Annotated in this window: 15 protein-coding genes; 7 read left to right on the top strand and 8 right to left on the bottom strand. The window is 64.7% G+C overall.

Annotated elements, in window-relative coordinates; genetic code table 11:
• Window positions 1-40: 40 nt before the first annotated feature.
• Window positions 41-1,189 carry a DegT/DnrJ/EryC1/StrS family aminotransferase gene (locus HV773_RS32280; protein WP_281365320.1) on the top strand — a complete coding sequence of 383 codons (1,149 nt, stop codon included), beginning with the start codon at window positions 41-43 and terminating at the stop codon, window positions 1,187-1,189.
• Entirely contained in the window at window positions 1,186-2,451 is a 1,266-nt protein-coding gene (locus HV773_RS37125) for a glycosyltransferase family protein (protein ID WP_246282551.1), read from the top strand. Before HV773_RS32280 ends, HV773_RS37125 begins: the two co-directional genes overlap by 4 nt.
• 135 nt (window positions 2,452-2,586) lie before the next feature.
• Here HV773_RS37125 and HV773_RS32270 read toward each other — a convergent pair whose 3' ends face one another.
• From HV773_RS32270 to HV773_RS32250, 5 genes are all read right to left on the bottom strand, one after another.
• On the bottom strand, window positions 2,587-3,042 hold the full coding sequence (locus HV773_RS32270) for a hypothetical protein (RefSeq protein ID WP_175197966.1): 456 nt from the start codon (window positions 3,040-3,042) through the stop codon (window positions 2,587-2,589).
• Between the two features lie 266 nt (window positions 3,043-3,308).
• Complete coding sequence (locus HV773_RS32265) at window positions 3,309-3,803, bottom strand: nuclear transport factor 2 family protein (RefSeq protein WP_175197947.1); 495 nt, start codon at window positions 3,801-3,803, stop codon at window positions 3,309-3,311.
• A gap of 55 nt (window positions 3,804-3,858) precedes the next feature.
• Window positions 3,859-4,521 (bottom strand): TetR/AcrR family transcriptional regulator, encoded by a 663-nt coding sequence (locus HV773_RS32260; RefSeq protein WP_175197946.1) that lies wholly within the window; start codon window positions 4,519-4,521, stop codon window positions 3,859-3,861.
• A gap of 123 nt (window positions 4,522-4,644) precedes the next feature.
• The gene (locus HV773_RS32255; protein WP_175197945.1) at window positions 4,645-5,574 is read right to left on the bottom strand and encodes a DMT family transporter; all 930 of its coding nucleotides are present in this window, start codon (window positions 5,572-5,574) and stop codon (window positions 4,645-4,647) included.
• A 115-nt stretch (window positions 5,575-5,689) separates the two neighbouring features.
• Complete coding sequence (locus HV773_RS32250; protein ID WP_175197944.1) at window positions 5,690-6,523, bottom strand: helix-turn-helix transcriptional regulator; 834 nt, start codon at window positions 6,521-6,523, stop codon at window positions 5,690-5,692.
• A gap of 297 nt (window positions 6,524-6,820) precedes the next feature.
• Here HV773_RS32250 and HV773_RS32245 point away from each other — a divergent pair, with 297 nt between their 5' ends.
• Window positions 6,821-7,513 carry a YceI family protein gene (locus tag HV773_RS32245; protein ID WP_377729393.1) on the top strand — a complete coding sequence of 231 codons (693 nt, stop codon included), beginning with the start codon at window positions 6,821-6,823 and terminating at the stop codon, window positions 7,511-7,513.
• Between the two features lie 19 nt (window positions 7,514-7,532).
• On the opposite strand, the gene tdh is transcribed toward HV773_RS32245, so the two are convergent.
• Both tdh and HV773_RS32235 read right to left on the bottom strand, forming a co-directional pair.
• On the bottom strand, window positions 7,533-8,564 hold the full coding sequence (tdh, locus tag HV773_RS32240) for an L-threonine 3-dehydrogenase (RefSeq protein ID WP_175197943.1): 1,032 nt from the start codon (window positions 8,562-8,564) through the stop codon (window positions 7,533-7,535).
• Between the two features lie 18 nt (window positions 8,565-8,582).
• Complete coding sequence (locus HV773_RS32235; protein ID WP_175197942.1) at window positions 8,583-9,782, bottom strand: glycine C-acetyltransferase; 1,200 nt, start codon at window positions 9,780-9,782, stop codon at window positions 8,583-8,585.
• Window positions 9,783-9,905: 123 nt separating this feature from the next.
• On the opposite strand from HV773_RS32235, the gene HV773_RS32230 reads away from it, so the two are divergent.
• The 3 genes from HV773_RS32230 (at window position 9,906) to HV773_RS32220 (ending at window position 12,177) form a co-directional block, all read left to right on the top strand.
• Window positions 9,906-10,622 carry a helix-turn-helix domain-containing protein gene (locus HV773_RS32230; RefSeq protein WP_175197941.1) on the top strand — a complete coding sequence of 239 codons (717 nt, stop codon included), beginning with the start codon at window positions 9,906-9,908 and terminating at the stop codon, window positions 10,620-10,622.
• Between the two features lie 81 nt (window positions 10,623-10,703).
• Complete coding sequence (locus HV773_RS32225; protein ID WP_175197940.1) at window positions 10,704-11,108, top strand: DUF2471 family protein; 405 nt, start codon at window positions 10,704-10,706, stop codon at window positions 11,106-11,108.
• Window positions 11,109-11,181: 73 nt separating this feature from the next.
• Window positions 11,182-12,177, top strand: a complete 996-nt coding sequence (locus HV773_RS32220) for a tyrosine-type recombinase/integrase (protein WP_246282550.1) — start codon at window positions 11,182-11,184, stop codon at window positions 12,175-12,177.
• A gap of 116 nt (window positions 12,178-12,293) precedes the next feature.
• On the opposite strand, the gene HV773_RS32215 is transcribed toward HV773_RS32220, so the two are convergent.
• The gene (locus HV773_RS32215; RefSeq protein ID WP_175197938.1) at window positions 12,294-13,505 is read right to left on the bottom strand and encodes a DNA-binding protein; all 1,212 of its coding nucleotides are present in this window, start codon (window positions 13,503-13,505) and stop codon (window positions 12,294-12,296) included.
• Window positions 13,506-15,513: 2,008 nt separating this feature from the next.
• Between HV773_RS32215 and HV773_RS32210 the strand changes: the two genes are divergently transcribed.
• Window positions 15,514-16,872, top strand: coding sequence for a replication initiation protein (locus tag HV773_RS32210; protein WP_175197937.1), 1,359 nt, complete (start codon window positions 15,514-15,516; stop codon window positions 16,870-16,872).
• Window positions 16,873-16,974: the final 102 nt, after the last annotated feature.

The following is a 16,974-nucleotide window of genomic DNA, read 5'->3' as shown; positions in this document are numbered from 1 at the left end:
GCATCCTGAATAAATAAACACGATTACGGGACACAAGACCATGATGAACGACACGAAAGCCGCGGTAGTGCCGGTCACCCAGCCGTTTTTGCCGCCCCTCGCAGAATTCCTGCCTTATCTCGAGCAGATCTGGTCGAACCGCTGGGTAACGAACGACGGTCCGCTGCATCATCAGTTAGAGCAGGCGCTGTGCGAGCATCTCGGCGTCGAGCACATCAGCTTGTTCTCGAACGGCACGCTCGCGTTGATCACGGCCCTGCAAGCCCTGGAGATCACGGGCGAAGTGATAACCACGCCGTTTTCGTTCGTCGCGACCACGCATGCGATTCACTGGAACGGCATCAAGCCGGTGTTCGCCGACATCGACCCCGTGAGCATGAATCTCGACCCGGCGCGCATCGAAGCGGCGATCACGCCCGACACGCGAGCCATCATGCCCGTGCATGTCTACGGCAACCCGTGCGAGGTCGAAGAGATCGAGCGCATCGCGAATCGATATAACCTGAAGGTGATTTACGACGCCGCGCATGCATTCGGCGTGCAGCGCCACGGCCGTTCGGTGCTGAGCTTCGGCGACATGTCGGTATTGAGCTTTCACGGCACCAAGATCTTTCACACCTTCGAGGGCGGCGCGATCGTCTGCCGCGACGCGCAAATGAAGCGGCGCATCGACCGCCTCAAGAACTTCGGCATTCAGGACGAAGTGACCGTGGTGGGCCACGGCATCAACGGCAAGATGAACGAGGTTCAGGCCGCGTTCGGTCTCGTGCAGTTGCAGCACGTGAGCGAGGCCCACGCGGCGCGCGCGCGTATCGACGCTTACTATCGCGAGCGTCTCGGCCACGTGAAAGGGCTGCGCCTGCATGAGATCGGCGCGGGCAGCACGCCTAACCATGCCTATTTCCCGGTGCTCGTAACGCCGGATTTCCCGCTCAGCCGCGATGCGCTCTATGACGAACTGCGTGCGCGCCAGATTGCCGTGCGGCGTTACTTCTATCCGCTGATCAGCGAATTTCCCGCGTATAACGGCCTGGATTCGGCAGCGCCCGGCAATCTTCCGGTGGCGCAGACGATTGCGCAGCAGGTGCTGTGTCTGCCTGTGTTCCCCATGCTCGAGCGCGAAGTGCAGGACCGCATCATCGACATCGTGCTGGCCGTTGCGGCCTCGACGGTGGACGCCGTGCAATGAACATGCGGGACGCCACGCGCCCGTCACACGAGGGGCGCAAAGAAAGCAAGCGGGCGCCGCGCGTGCTGCTCTCGCCGTTCACCAATACGACGAATCCGTACATCGATTTGCAGAAGCAACTGCTGCGCGACATCGGCTACGACGTCCGGCCGCTGTCGTTGCGGTACCTGCTGCGCGGCGGATTCGTCGACCTGTTCAGGCGCTCGACGGTGCTGATGCTGCACTGGATCGAACTGCGCGCGTTCATCGACAAGGGGCGCGGAGTCGTTCCGCGTCTGCGCGGCGTGCCGGTGGTGCTGCTCTATTGCGCGCTGATGGCGCTCGGCCGCGCGCGGGCCGTGTGCTTCGTGCACGACCACGCGGTTCACAATGCGCGCGGCGTCGTGCGCGTGCTCTCCGTCGCGTTGATGTCGCTCGTGCGCGGGCTCGCCGATATGCGCATCGTCCACGATCCTCACTACGCTGAGCATTTTCGCGCGCGGTATCTGCCGCATCCGCTCTATTGGGATGTGCCGGAGCGCGCGGTATCGGGCGTGAAGTCCACGCAGGAAGGCACGCACGCACCCTCGTTTGCGATTCTCGGCACCGTCGAGCCCTACAAGGGCATCGCTCAGGTGCTCGCGGCGTGGCCCGCCGGCCACGCGCTGCTGATCGCGGGGCGGGGTCAGGCGGCCTATGTCGAAACGCTGCACGCAATCCTGCGCGAGCGCGATCTCTCGGCCTGCGTCACCCTCGAAGCGCGCTTTCTGAGCGACGCCGAATTCAACGCACGAATCGACGCCGCCGATGTCCTGATTCTGCCGCACGTGGCCGATTCGATGCTCGTGAGCGGCGCATTCTTCGAGGCGATCGGGCGCGTGCCGGTGGTGATCGGCCGGGCCATTCCGTTCATGCGATGGGCGGCGGAGCAGTTCGACAATGTCCTGCTGTTCGAACACGAAGAAGCCCTGCCCGAGGTGGTGCGCTTCGTCACGGAAAACTGGCCGCGCTTCTCGGCGGCGCAGGCGGTGGCGGCGCGGCGGCAGCAAGCCATCGACATGTTCGGATGGGAGACGTGCCGGCACCGCTATCGCGAGTGCTTCGACGCCCTCGCGCAACACCCGCGCACGCCAGGGGCTGTTCACATTAGAAACAGGCTTGCGCTGGCCGCCAGAAGGGCCGAGCGCGAGGATTGCGACGAAGCGAATACTCGATGTATTCGTGAGGAGCATGACGCGGCGATCGGCCCTTCTGGCGGCCAGCCCCTGGATAGAAATAGTTAACGTGGGGAACGTGCATTGCCGGGCACATTGCGGCGTCGAGCGTCGCTTGTTTGGCTCGGCCAAACGGCGCGCCGCGCTCCTTGCACTGCACCCGGCAATGCACGTTCGCAAGCCTGTTTCTAATGTGAACAGCCCCTAGAACTTCACCTTCAGTTGAAAGCCGACCGTGAACGGCAGGTCGTCGGAAGGAATCGGCGGGATGAGGATGAAGTTCACGCCCACACGCTTGTACGCGACCATCACGATGGGCGCGACCACGGGCCCGATCGTGTGATCGTGGCCGAGCCCCCAGTTGCCGTAGTTGTAGCCGGAGATGAGGCCGCCCATCGCCGCGAGGCGCACGTAGCCCCAGTGCAGGAATTCCGGCGCCCAGACCGCGCCGCCATACCACGAGGGCCGGCTCAGCGAATTGCGAAAGCCGCCCGCCGTGAGCGCCCAGGTTTCGCCCGGCCAGCATTCGATGCCGAGACCCGGATTGAATTGCTCGAAATCCTTGTCGGGATGGATGTGATACGAGCCGACCATCGCGTCCACCCACAGGCCGCCGCCGCACCAGTCGCCCGCGCGGGCGCTCGTTGCGGCGACAAGCATCAGCACTGAGAGCGCCAACGCGCCGGCGATTGTTTTTGTCCTGCCACCGCGCACTTGCCAACACCGCATGGGCTCTCCGTCCTCTTGCTCGCCGAATCGCTTCGGTTCGTCAGCTGCTGGTTCTGTTCATGGTCTGCTTCCGGTGACTGCAAACTTTACAGCAAGACAGCGCGGGCGCAACCTCCGGCGCGTGCATGTTGCCAGTCCGATGAGTCGCCACGATGAACGATCGACGATGCGCACTGGCAAGAAGCGAGGCGGCCCGCTCAGAGCCCGAGATCGCTCAAGCCCGGATGATCGTCGGGACGGCGGCCAAGCGGCCAGTGGTACAGCCGGTCTGCCTCGCGAATCGGCAGGTCGTTGATGGACGCATGGCGGCGCGCCATCAGCCCGTTCTCGTCGAACTCCCAGTTCTCGTTGCCGTACGAGCGGTACCAGTGACCGGAATCGTCGTGCCATTCGTAGGCGAAGCGCACCGCGATGCGATTTCCCGTGAACGCCCACAGTTCCTTGATGAGCCGGTAATCGAGTTCGCGCGCCCACTTGCGCGTGAGAAACGCGACGATGGCTTCGCGGCCCGTCACGAACTCGGCGCGGTTGCGCCAGACGCTTTGCGGCGTGTACGCGAGCGCGACGCGCTGCGGATCGCGGCTGTTCCAACCGTCCTCGGCGCCGCGCACTTTCTGGATCGCGGTCTCGCGGGTGAAAGGCGGCAGCGGCGGGCGGGCTTCGGCGGGGGGCGTGGGGTTCGTAGTGCTCATGCGTGGACTCCTTGGAGAAGGCAGGAAACGGCGTGACCTGACAAAAAACGCGCGGCTAGCTGCGGCCGCGCGCTTCCTGCGCCGCGCCGCGTGTTCGCGACGATCGAGGGGACTGCGGCGATCGGGGCGCAAGCGCATCGAGCAACTGCTGCCCGGCGGCGCGCGCATCGAGCGCCGCGTCCGCCGCGCCGCTCACGAGTGCCACGCCAATCGCGCCGTCGATCAGGATCAGCCACTGGCGCGCAAGCCGCGCCGCCACGCGCCGGTCCGCGCCAACGGCTTCGGCCCATGCTTCGCATTGCCCGGCAATGAACGCGAGCAGCCGCGCCTTGTGCAGACGGGCGATCTCGCGCACGGGATCGTCGGGCGAAGCGGTCTCGCCCGCGGCATTGAGAAACGCGCAGCCATGAAAGCCATCCGAGGCAAACCACTCGCGCAGCACATCGAACATGCCGATCAGACGCGTGCGCGGCGTGCGGCCGCGCTTCATCGTGCCCTCGATGAACCAGCGCATCCAGCGCTCGTCGCGGCGCGTGAGCGCGGCGGCCACCAGCGCGTCCTTCGACTCGAACCAGGTGTAGAAGCTCTTGCGCGCCGCGCCCGCCGCGCGGACGATCGCGTCGACCCCAGTGGCGTGAATGCCGCCCGCGTAGACGAGCGCCTCGGCAGCGTCGAGCAGACGCTCGCGCGCATCGGCGGCAATGGGGCTACTGCTCATGGCTTCACCTCTTGAATCTTGAACGGTACGCTACCGCGCAAGGTGGAACGATCGTTCTCCATGGGTCGTAATGTAGAACGATCATTCTCCGAAGTCAAGGCGCGTTCTGATCGCGGGCTAGCGCTAGCCCGGGCGCCGCCGCAGGGCCGGCGCGGCGGTCACAAACACCGCCGCAACCACGAGCGCAAGCCCGGCGAGGCGGGCGGGCGTGAGCGGCTCGCCCAGCAGCAGCGCCGCGAGCACGACGCCCGCCACCGGCGCGACGGCCGTGAAGATGGCCGCCTCGGCGCCCGACACGCGCGATGCGCCCGTGTACCAGAGCCAGAAGCCGCCCACGGTCGGCACCAGCGCGTAGTACGCCACGGCCAGCAAGGCATGCGGCGGCAGCGCGTGCAGCGTGGCCGCCCAGTCGGGCAACGCCGCCACGGCGGAGACGGCGAAGCCAATGCCCGTCATCGCGGTCGACAGCGCGAGCGGCGGCCAGGGCGTCGCGAGCCGCTTGTTCAGCAGCACGAAAAGACTCTCGCAAATCACCGCGCCAATCAGCAACGCATCGCCCGTGAGCGAGCCGCCGCCATGCTGCGCGGCGGGCGCTAGCGTGACCAGCGCCACGCCGAGGGTCGCCACCATCACGGCGACCAGCGTGCTCGCGCGCAGGCGCTCGCGCAGCACCACGGCGGCGGTGAGCGCGCACACGGCGGGCAAAGTGCCGAGGATGATCCCCGCATCGGCGGCCGAGGTCCGCTGGGTTCCGGCGATCAGCAAGACGGTGTAGCCGACACTGCCGATCGCCGCCTGGGCGATCAGCAGGCCCGCGTCGCGTAGACCAGGGCGGGGGAACGCGGTGCCGGTCACGCGCATGAGCACGAGCAGCACGGGCAAGGCAAACGCGAAGCGCAAGGCGGTCGCCGGCATGGGATCGAGCCCCGCGCCGATGATCTTGCTGGCGATCACCGTGCTGCCCACGGTGATCATGGCGAGGCTCAACTGCAGATGCGCGACGGACCGCGACGACGCGTGCGGCGATTTTGCGGGTGACAGCGAAGAGGACATGGAGGCGCTCCAGGGGATTGAAACGCCTGTATAAAACGCGGCGTTTGCGCCGTCTTGGATCGGTGTGCGGCGAACGCCGGCCACCAGCCGCCGTCACAACGACCAGGCGCAGCCGTCAGGCGGGAGCGCCCTCGTGCGCGAACCGGTAACGCCCCGGCGATACGCCGAACTGGCGCGCGAACGCGCGATTGAGATGGCTCTGGTCGCAAAAGCCGGCCGCGAGCGCGGCTTGAGCGGGCGCCTGGCCGGCCTTGAGCAGGCGTCGCGCGAGTCCAATGCGGCAATGCAATAAGTACTGATGCGGCGCCACGCCGAACGCCTGCACGAAGCCGCGATGGAGCTGAAAGCGGCTGAGCCCCGCAGCCTGCGCGAGGTCGGCGAGCGAGAACGCCTGGCCCGGATCGGCGTCGATCATCTCGCGCACGCGCGCCACGGCCAACGGCGAACACGGCGCGAGCGGCCGGCGGTGGCCGAGTCCGCGCACGAGCCGCGCCATCGCGTCGAGCGCCGCGCCGTCGAATGCCATGGCTGCGAGGTCGCCGCCGTCCGCCGTGGCGCAGGCGAACGCGGCATCGAATAGCGCGCGCAGAAGCGGATCGGCGATCACGGGCGCGAACAGCGCGAAACCCGTGTCGTCGCCCTCGGTGATGTCGGCCTGCAGCGCGTCGATCCAGCGCGGCTCGAAATAAAGCATGCGCCAGCTTCGCGCCTGCGCGCCGAGCGGGCGGCCATCGTGCACTTCGCCGGGATTGACGAGAATGAGGTTGCCGGGCAGCGCCTCGACCACGCCCGCATCGGAGAGCGATACGTGACCGCCCGCGTCGATCACGCCGATGCCGTACTGGTCATGCGCATGGCGCGCGAAGCTGCGCGCCGTGGCGGCCGTCATGGCGTCGACCTCGCGCAGGTGCGTGCTGTGAAAGCAGACCGAATCATTCGCGGTGGGCATGCGGCGCTTCCTCTGGGTGGACCGGCTCCGATCCGCGTATCAAACCCGAAAACGGGCCGCGTGGCAATCCGTGAGGCGAATCTTCCATCGGGCCCGAAAGCTGCGCGCCTCTGCACGTGGCCACTGGCAAGGCACACGCACGGCGTGGCGTGAAAGAATGACGATCCGCGTGCGGGATACGCCGTTCAACAATCGAGACTGTCGATGGAACAAAAAGGCGCCGCCCCTCGTAACTACCGTAACGACAGTAACAGCGCCAACTACCATCGGACGCCAGGCATCCGAAACGGAGACACCATGCATCGCCCACCCGCCGCAGCCGCCCCTGACGCACGGCGCCGCACATTGTGCGCCGCGCTGGCCATGGCCTGCCTGCTGCCCGGCTGCATGCCGTTGCGCGTGGTGACGCATAGCGTGAGTCCCGTCGAAGCGTCGGTGCCGGCGGGGCATTACACGCTCGACGCGCATCATTGGAGCATCGTGTTCGACGTCGACCATCTGCACTACTCGCGCTTCGTGATGCGTTTCGACCGGGCGAGCGGGCAGCTCGACTGGCCCGCGAACGCGCTGGAAAGTGCGAGGGTAGAAGCCGTGATCGACGCCGCGAGCCTCGACACCAACGTGCCGCTGCTCGACCGCATGGTGAAGGGGCCGCAGATGCTCGACGTCGAGCACCATGCGCAGATCCGCTTCGCGAGCACGCATTTCGATCGCATCGCCGACGTGGACGGCAAGCCCGCCGGCAAGCTCACGGGCGACCTCACGATTCATGGCGTGACGCAGCCGGTCACGCTCGACGTGGTGTTCAACGGCTACGCACCGGACCCGCTCACGAAGCAGCCGACGCTCGGCTTTGCCGCCACCGGGCGCTTCAGCCGCGCGAAATTCGGCCTCGCGACGTGGTATCCAGCGGTGGGCGACGAGATCGACGTGCGCATCCAGGCCGAGTTCGAACAAGCGCCGCCCGATGCTGCCGCGGCGGCGCAATGACCGCTTTGAGGCTTCAGCTTCAGGCGCCAGTCCAGTCGAGAATCACCTTGCCGCTCTCGCCCGAGAGCATCGCGGCGAAGCCCTTCTCGTAGTCGTCCACGCTGAAACGGTGCGTGATGATGGGCGAAAGATCGAGCCCGCTCTGCAGCATCGCGACCATCTTGTACCAGGTCTCGAACATCTCGCGGCCATAAATGCCCTTGATTTCGAGGCCCTTGAAGATGACCTGATTCCAGTCGATGGCGGTCTGCGCGGGCGGAATGCCGAGCAGCGCGACCTTGCCGCCGTGGTTCATCGATTCGAGCAGCGCCGTGAACGCGCTCGGCACGCCCGACATTTCGAGGCCCACGTCGAAGCCCTCGGTCATGTGCAACTCGCTCATCACGTCGCGCAGCGATTCGCGCGAGACGTTCACCGCGCGCGTCGCGCCCATCTTGCGCGCGAGCTCGAGCCGGTAGTCGTTCACATCGGTGATCACCACATTGCGCGCGCCCACGTGCTTCGCGATCGCCACGGCCATGATGCCGATGGGCCCCGCGCCGGTAATCAGCACGTCCTCGCCCACGAGGTTGAACGAGAGCGCCGTGTGCGTGGCGTTGCCGAACGGGTCGAAGATCGCGGCGAGATCGTCGGAGATCTCGGGCGGAATCTTGAAGGCGTTGAAGGCCGGAATCACGAGATATTCGGCGAACGCGCCTTCGCGGTTCACGCCCACGCCCGTGGTGTTGCGGCACAGATGGCGGCGCCCCGCGCGGCAGTTGCGGCAAAAGCCACAGGTGATGTGCCCTTCGCCCGAGACGCGGTCGCCGATGGCAAAGCCGCGCACTTCCTGGCCCATCTCGACGATCTCGCCCACGTATTCGTGACCCACGTGCATGGGCACCGGAATGGTTTTCTGCGCCCAGTCGTCCCACTTCCAGATATGGATATCGGTGCCGCAGATCGCCGTCTTGCGGATCTTGATCATCACGTCGTTGTGGCCGACTTCGGGCTTCTTCACGCGGGTCAGCGTGAGGCCCGGCGCGCGTTCGAGTTTGGCAAGCGCTTTCATGTTATTTCGTCATCCTGTTCAAATCACGCCAAGCTGCTTGCCGGTGCGCGCAAACGCAGCCACGGCGCGGTCGATCTGCTCGGGTGTGTGCGCCGCGCTCATCTGCGTGCGGATGCGCGCGCGCCCCTTGGGCACGACCGGATACGAAAAGCCGATCACGTAGACGCCTTCGTGCAGCAGCGCCTCCGCCATCTGCGCGGCCACCCGCGCGTCGCCCAGCATCACCGGAATGATCGGGTGCTCGCCGGGTACGAGCGTAAAGCCCAGCGCGCTCATCTCGCGGCGGAAATGCGCGCCGTTGGCCTGCACGCGCGCGCGCAGTTGCGCGCCTTCGTCGCTCGCGATCAGTTCCAGCACCGCGAGCGACGCGGCCGCGATGCTCGGCGTGAGCGTGTTCGAGAACAGGTACGGACGCGAGCGCTGGCGCAGCAGCTCGATCACTTCCTTCTTCGCCGCAACGTAGCCACCGGACGCGCCACCCAGCGCCTTGCCGAGCGTGCCCGTGATGATGTCGACGCGCTGCGCCACGCCGCAGTGCTCGGGGGTGCCGCGGCCATGCGCGCCGATGAAGCCCACGGCATGCGAGTCGTCGACCATCACGAGGGCATCGTAGCGGTCGGCCAGATCGCAGATGCCCTTCAGGTCGGCGATGATGCCGTCCATCGAAAACACGCCGTCAGTCGCGATGAGCTTGTAGCGCGCGCCGGCTTCATCGGCTTCGCGCAGTTTCGCTTCGAGATCGGCGAGATCGTTGTTCTTGTAGCGATAACGGCGCGCCTTCGAGAGCCGCACGCCGTCGATGATGCTCGCGTGGTTGAGCTCGTCGCTGATGATCGCGTCCTCTTCGCCGAGCAGCGTTTCGAAGAGGCCGCCGTTGGCGTCGAAGCAACTCGAATAGAGAATGCAGTCTTCGGTCTGCAGGAATGCGGCGAGCGCGCTTTCGAGCTGCTTGTGCACGGTTTGCGTGCCGCAGATGAAGCGCACCGAGGCCATGCCGAAGCCGTCGCGATCGAGCCCGTCCTTCGCGGCGGCGACCAGGCGCGCGTCGTTCGCGAGACCCAGATAATTGTTGGCGCAGAAGTTCAGCACGCCGCTGCCGTCGGCGAGGCCGATGGACGACGACTGCGGCGTCGCGATCACGCGCTCGCTCTTGTAGAAACCGTCCGCGCGAATCTGGTCGAGCGTCGCGCGCAGGTGATCAAGCCAGGAAGTGCTCATTGCATCGTGCTCCTCACATGAAGAACCGCGGCTGGTATAGTCGCCGTCAGCTCCAAGCGAATTTATTCGTTTTTCCGAACTTAAGTTCGGTATGTCGAACAACTTTAATCGATGAGGCAGTCCATGGCAAGCACCGGCTCAGGTTCCCCATCCGGTTCCCGCGCAGGGGGCAACGCAAACGCCGATTCCGGCACCCATGCGGACACCGGCGCCGGCGTTAAAACCCGGCCGCGCAAAACCCGCGCCGCGGCCATCCCGGCGACGGAACGGTCGGGCGCCGCCGCGCCTGCCGCACCGCCGCGCGTGGGCGAGCAGATCCAGCGCCTGCGCAGCGAGCGCCGGATGACACTCGACGAACTCTCGCGCGCGGCCGGCGTCTCGAAATCCATGCTATCGGAAATCGAGCGCGACAAGGCAAACCCGACAATCGCCGTGGCCTGGCGGCTCACTAACGCGCTGGGCGTGAAGCTCGACTCGCTGTTCGCGGCGCCGCGCGCGCCCGACGCCATCACGGTGGCCGGGCCGCACGACATCCCCACCTTGCACGGCCACGAGGCCGGCTATCAACTGCGCGTGTGGGGGCCGATCGAGCTGGCCGGCCATTTCGAGTGGTACGAACTCACGCTCAAGCCGGGCGGCGCGCTGGTGTCGGCCGCGCACGAGCCTGGCACGCGCGAGCATCTGACCGTGTTGCAGGGCACTATCGAAGTGGAGGCTGCCAGCGCGCACGAGCGCCTGAAGACGGCGGATACCGCGCGCTATATCGCCGACCAGCCGCATGCGATCCGCAACGTGGGCAAGGGCGAGGCGCGCGCGCTGCTTATCGTGATTCACGGCTGAATGCATGGCTGAACGGATGAGGCTGCACGAACGCTCCGACTACTGTATATTTATACAGTAAAAAGAACGACCGGAGAGCCCATGCAGACCTCGCCCATCCTGAACGAGCAGGAACTGGCCGCCTTGCGTTTTCAGGCAGCCGCACGCGACCTCGAACAGATCGTGCGCGACATTGCGCAGCGTTACATCGCCCAGCAAGTGCCGCTTAGCTGGCGCCTGCTGCACGCGATCGAAGCGGAAGCGCTCGCCGACCTCGGGTTCGCGAGCCGTCACGACGGACTCATGCTCGGTCTGTTCCAGCGTCCGGGCGATCTCGCGTACCCGGAAACCGACGAAACAGTCCATTTCGGGCAGTCCAATGCCCTGCCGGCCGTCTTCGCCTTCGCCGTCAACGCCTATGAGCGGGCGGCCCAAAGCACCGAAGAGGCGCGGCGCGACGCCCAGCGACATGCCGCGGCGACACGCCCGCGCGCCTGGGGCGGCTGACTCGGAAGGAAGCCCCACAGCGGCAAATTTCGCTAGAATGCCTCCCTGCTACGCAACTAACGGAAGCATAGTAATGAGCGCCTCCCAATCCTCTCGCGATCTCTTCGACCAGCAGCGCAAGGACTGGCAAGACGATCCGGTCGCCGCCTTCGATGCCTGGCTCGCCGCCCAGGACTTGCGCCAATCGTCCGCCGACGTCTACCGCGTGCAATGGGGACGCTTCCTCGAATGGCTCGCGCTCAGGCGCAAGACGATTATTTCCGTGGACACCGGCACGATCGCCGAATTCGTCGCGGGGCTCGACGTGAAGAAGCCGCAGCGGCTGCGCTATCTGCGCCTCATCGAGCGCGTGCTCGACCACGTGCGCCAGATCGAGCTGGCTTCCACGAACCCCGCGCGCTTCATCGCCCAGGACGGCGAGGCGGCCTGGCGCAACGCACGCGAGAACGAACCTACCGGTTTTCTCACCGCGTTGGAACGCGCCGCCGTGATCGCGCGGCTGTTCGCGCCGCTCACCGAGCAGTCGGCCGCGAAGCGCTGGCGCGAACGGCGCGACCGGGCGCTCGTCGCGGTCTTTCTCGGCGGCGGCCTGAAAACCGGCGACGCCATCGCGCTCAAGCTCGACGCCACCTCGATTGGCTCGGACTGGATCACCATCGAAGCCGACAATCCGGCCTTCACGCACCGCACGCAGCTCGCGCCGTTCGCGATCGACGTGATGGGGGCATGGCTCGAAGCGCGCCGCCTCGCGGGTCTGCCCGGGCAACTCGCGTTTCCCGGCTCGCCCAACGGGCGCCCGATGCACAAGGCCACGGTGCTGCGCGCGATCGATGCGCTCATGGATGAGGCCGGCATCGCGCAAACCCGCGCCGAACGCGCGAGTCCGCAAACCCTGCGCAACAGCTACGCGGCGGATCTGTTCGAGCGGGGAGTGGACGCCGATCAGGTCGGCCAGTGGCTCGGGTTCCTGCAACCAATTTCCGCTGGCCGGCTCCATCGCGCGTGGCGCGTCTGGGCCGACCGGAAGACCTCCGGGCAATCCACGGACGCAGCGCCCGACGCGGGTTGAAACGCTAGTTGAGACACACCGGGCAACCGTGCGCAGACGCTGCCCGCCGGCCTCGCGTCACGCCGAGCCCCCCGTAAAAGCTCACTGTTTTGGCGCCCAGTGCGTCCCGTAAGCACTCACCTCACCGGGTTGTCGGCATCTTTCTTGCGCGTGACGAAGCGTGCCACGACCTCCAGCCGCGACGCCCCAAGGCCCGAGGTGTATTCACATTCGGGGCACGACAGTTCGAAGCGGCCATCGACCTCGGCCAACTCCGGCTCGCCGTCTTCACAGTTCGGACAATGCGCGGGCAAGCTCACCTGGGCGTCGACGCTCGTGCCGAGCCGCGCCAGATCTTCGTCGCCAAGACGGCCCGACTGCGCAAGCGCGCACAGCACACCGGCCACCGAACCATCGACACCCTGTTGCGCGCGCAACGTCGCCACCTGACGCGTAAGCACCTCGACCTCGTCCGAGCGCTCGCGCAGCACGGCGTCGAGCCGGTCTGCCCGCGCCTTGGCCGTGGCCAGTTGCTGGATGAACTCGAATTCCTTCTTGCTTGCGTCGCGCTGCGCCGACTGCCACGTGGACGACATCGTGCGCAGCGAATCGAGCTCGACCAGCATCGGCTTCACGCGGCGCTCGGCTTCAGCAAGCGCATCCTTGATCTGCTGCGCGTAGTGCTCGGTGCTTTTGCGCATGTCTTCGTGCAGGCGGTCGATCCGGTCGCGCAACCCGGCGTTGGTGGTCTGCTCGGTGTCGATACGCTTCTGAAGCGACTCGTTTTCGGTCTCGAGGCGGCGCACGGTGGCCTGCAGACTGTCCTGATGCGATGCGCCATGCGCGGACGCCGCCGCCAACTGGTTTTCGAGCTCGCGCACGCGAGTCCAGGCCGCTTCGATACGCGCCTCGCTGCGCTGAAGCATTTCATCGGCGGCCAGGCTTCGGGCTTGGGCATCGCGTAACGCCTGCTCGGCGTCCTGGCGACCCGACTCGATTTCCTTGCGCTCAGCTTCGAGGGTATGGCGGGCAAACGTCTGCGCCTCTTCATAAAGAGCGCCAAGAAACTCGCCTGCGCGTTCTTCCAGCGCGGGCGGAATCGCGCCACTGCCGACGCGCACCTTGGACGCTGCACGAATGCGTTGCCAGAAAAGCTCGATGTCCTTCGGAATGTCGCTGGCGCTGCCGGTCTGAGTCAAATCCCGGACGGTGGCCATTGAGGGACGGATGCCGAAATCGAAAAAGAGCCGCTTGCAGGCATGCAGCGACAAGTCCTGACGCCTAGCGCCGTCTTTGCGCAACGCTTCCAGCTCTTCGCGGAGGGCGTGGCGATCTTCGTCTCGAATCATGGTCGTCTCTGCGGGGGATAACGGATCGAATAATAACAAATTACGTATTGATCGATACGATTATCACCATGACTTTTGGCGAGCGAGAAATTCAGGTGAAACAGCGGCTTCAAAAACCCATTTTGGTGTCGCCAGGGTTGGTGTTTCGTGAAACAAAGCTAAGTATGCGCTATAAGCGATTGAAAATGCTGGCTTTTCTGGTTGCTAACTGTTTATCGGCGTTGTTTCACGAACCGATGTGCTGCCAATAACGTCTTTGCAGAGCGGTTGGGGTGTGGATATCCCAAAGGGCTCGCGGGGTAGAGGTGCTAGAGAGTAATAAAAGTAAACACCCTTGATACCTGTTAAAAGACGTTAACGCCACAGCAAACCCTTACCTGGCATGGGTTTCAGCCCGATGAGGTGAAGTTTTACGGGAGCGGTGGTGAGACTCTGCGGGACAGGCGGGTGATGGGCTTCAGGGACAGCGGTGAGCGCCTGCGGGACAGGACGTGAGGGGGTTCAGGATCGGCCTGATTCTTGACCAGGAAGCAAGGGTGAGTCAATACGGGAGCTATTCGTGGTGCCAGCCCGGCTACATCGGGACAGTGGATGTTGTTACATGAAATGCAACGGTGAGTGGATTCAGGACCATCGATTTGGCTGCTTTTTGACGTCAATCTGGGGCGCCTGGAAGCTGTGGTGAGGGAGATCGGGAAAAATCGCCAGGCGAAGGTGAAGTTTTTCGGGAGCCGAGGGGGCATTTTGACCGGATTTGCGGCTGAACGGAGCTTGAGGTGAGCTTTTACAGGAGTACAAGAGTCCTTGTCCGTGCGGGGAGACGGTTGCGCTGGAAGGGATTTCAATGTTTTTCCGATGCCATCTGCGTATCAAGGTGAGTCTTTACGGGAGTTTGTCGCAGTGCCGCGAAACCGGCCGCGTTCTTGGTCCGGTGTGCGCATGAGGTGAGTCTTTTCGGGAGCAGATTTGGGCCAAAAAAGCGACTCAGGTGAGTTTTTTCGGGAATAAATCGATATTTGACGGCCCTGGAAGGTTGATAGGTAACGGCATGGGACTGCCGTTGATGTTTCCGTGAATTCTGGAAGGTGAGATTTTTCAGGGGCATCTGGCGACCGGTCGTAATTCGCTCGTTCCGCTTGCATAAGGTCTTGAGGTGAGGTTTTTCGGGAACAACAGGACGCGTTGGCCGCATCCAGTGCATTGTGGATAACCCTAGGAATCTATTGGCTTTTTCAGGGGTACAGGGCTAAAGGTGAGGCTTTTCGGGAACGATCATGGCGGCTCGAGGTATCCGGGTCTCAGATTCCTGCCCGACTTAAAGGTGAGCGTTTTCGGGACCGGGATGGCGGGTATCCGGTTTGCTGCAATGGCCAGAAGGATTGCTGGATCGGGAACCATGCTGTGCCTAAGGTGAGCTTTTTCGGGAGATCTGAGGCAAGCTGGCGGATTGACAGGTTCTTTTGACGGTCCGGGTCTCTTGAGGTTAGCCCTCTGAGACCGAGGCACTGCAGGAGGCAGGCACCGGAAGTGCTTTTTGCGCGGCGCGGCACCTTCGTGCAACCGGCTTCATCGTGGGCAGGCAGGCTTGGCGCGTTGCAGACCCCGCTGCGGGCCCGCCGTTCTGTTCGTGTCGCAGCGATACTGGGAGCCCGTGTGGCAGCCGTCAGGGCCCTTTTGAGGGCCTGTTGCGCCCGTCTGGCGGGGCGGTGAGGCTCCGGCTAGTCGTTGTGTTTGGTTGCGTTTGCGCCAGGAAATTTTTCAGGTGAGCATATTCGGGAGCCGAACGACACCTTTCGAATCGACCTGGAACACACGCGGCAAGCCGGAACCCAGAGCCGGTCAGGAGCCCGGCAAGCAGGCGCAGACCTCCAAGGTGAGCGTTTTCGGGAGTCTTTCGTGGTGAGCCACGCGTTGCGGCGCTGCTTCACCCCCAATGGTGAGGGGGGACCTATAGACGCGTTTCACCACAGGCGGTATCCTTTCGCGAAATCTCACCTCGACCCGACGCATGGCCACAAAGCGCGTGAAAAAAACCGATGTGGTGAGCCCCAGTTCGGCGGAATTGCGCAAGGCCGTCGAGGCGATCGCGATTCAGCCGAAGAGCGGCAAGATCACCCTGTTGACCCGCAAGCTCTTCAACGTCCTGCTCGCTGTCGCGCAGCAGGCGGATGAGTCTGGCGACACCTATCGCGCGCTGCTGTCCGACATCGTCGCGAACTCGGCGTTCGACTCGAACGACACGGCGCTCGTGAAAGAGCACCTGCGGCGCATGGTGTCGGTGCAGGTCGAATGGAGCCAGGGCACCTCAAGCCAGAAGCCGGGCCGCAAGTGGGGCATCTCCACGCTGATTGCCGACGCCGAAATTCTCGAAGACCCGGCCACACGCCGCGTTTGGGTGGAGTTCTCGTTCGCGCCCAAGATCAAGAAGAAACTGCTGGATCCGGTTCAGTATGCCCGGCTGAGTCTGCAATTCCAGAGTCAGTTGCGCAGCAGCGCGGGCCTTGCGCTCTACGAGATCTGCGTGCGTTATCTCACCAACCCGAGCCATCTGACGATGCGCGAGACGTGGGAGTGGTGGCGGCCGATCCTGTCGGGTACGCCCGACACCGAGGCCGGCGACGAAGCCAAGCGCGAGTACAAGTACTTCAAGCGCGATTACCTGCGTCCGGCCATCGCGGAAGTCAACGCGGTCACGAATATTTTTGTCGAATTGATCGAGCATCGCGAAGGTCGGCGGGTTGCCGAGATCCAGTTTCGCGTGACCGAGCGCAAGCAGCCGATGCTCGCGCTCGACGAGCATCCGAACGTTTTCGACAGCACGCTCGTCGACCGCATGGTCAAGATCGGCATTCCGCTGAAGGAAGCGCAGTCACTTTACGCCGACAGCGAGGAAAACCGTATTCGCGCAGCGCTCCAGTTGACCGAACAGCGCATGCGCAGCACGAGTCTGCCGCCCGTGCGCAGCGCGGCAGCGCTGTTCAAGGATGCGCTGAAGAAGGGCTACGCGCCGCCGGTCGAGGACGCTGCTGCGGGCGCACCGGCTGCAGCGCGCGCAGTGGCTGGAGGCGTGGCTGCGGACGACCCGAAGGCCCGCCTGATGGACGAGTACGCGGCCTACCGGCGCAAGGAAGCGCGCGCGCTCTACGACGAGCAGGGCGAGCTCGAGCGTGAGGTTGCACGCACGTCATTCGAGAACGACGAGTTGCCGGCGCTTGGGGCGCATCTGCGCGATGATTGGCGCCGCCGCGGCCTCGACTCGAAACTGGCCGATACGGCATTCTTCGATTGGCTTGCCCGTAAGACGTGGGGCGAGCCTACCGATGGCGATTTGCTCGCCTTTACGCTAAGCCAGTCGCGCGCGGCCTGAGCGGGTAGCGTTGCTGTTGCTGGCGGGGGGGGGCAGCGCAAACATCCGCTGTGATCCGGTTCACACTGCGATTCCGGTACATTCCCAACAAAAAAGCGGTCT

Origin of the sequence: Paraburkholderia caffeinitolerans, assembly GCF_902859945.1 — a bacterium.
In the GTDB taxonomy this organism is placed as follows: Bacteria; Pseudomonadota; Gammaproteobacteria; order Burkholderiales; family Burkholderiaceae; genus Paraburkholderia; species Paraburkholderia caffeinitolerans.
The sequence above is the reverse complement of the archived record's forward strand: the minus strand, read 5'-3'. Positions and strand labels throughout refer to the sequence as shown.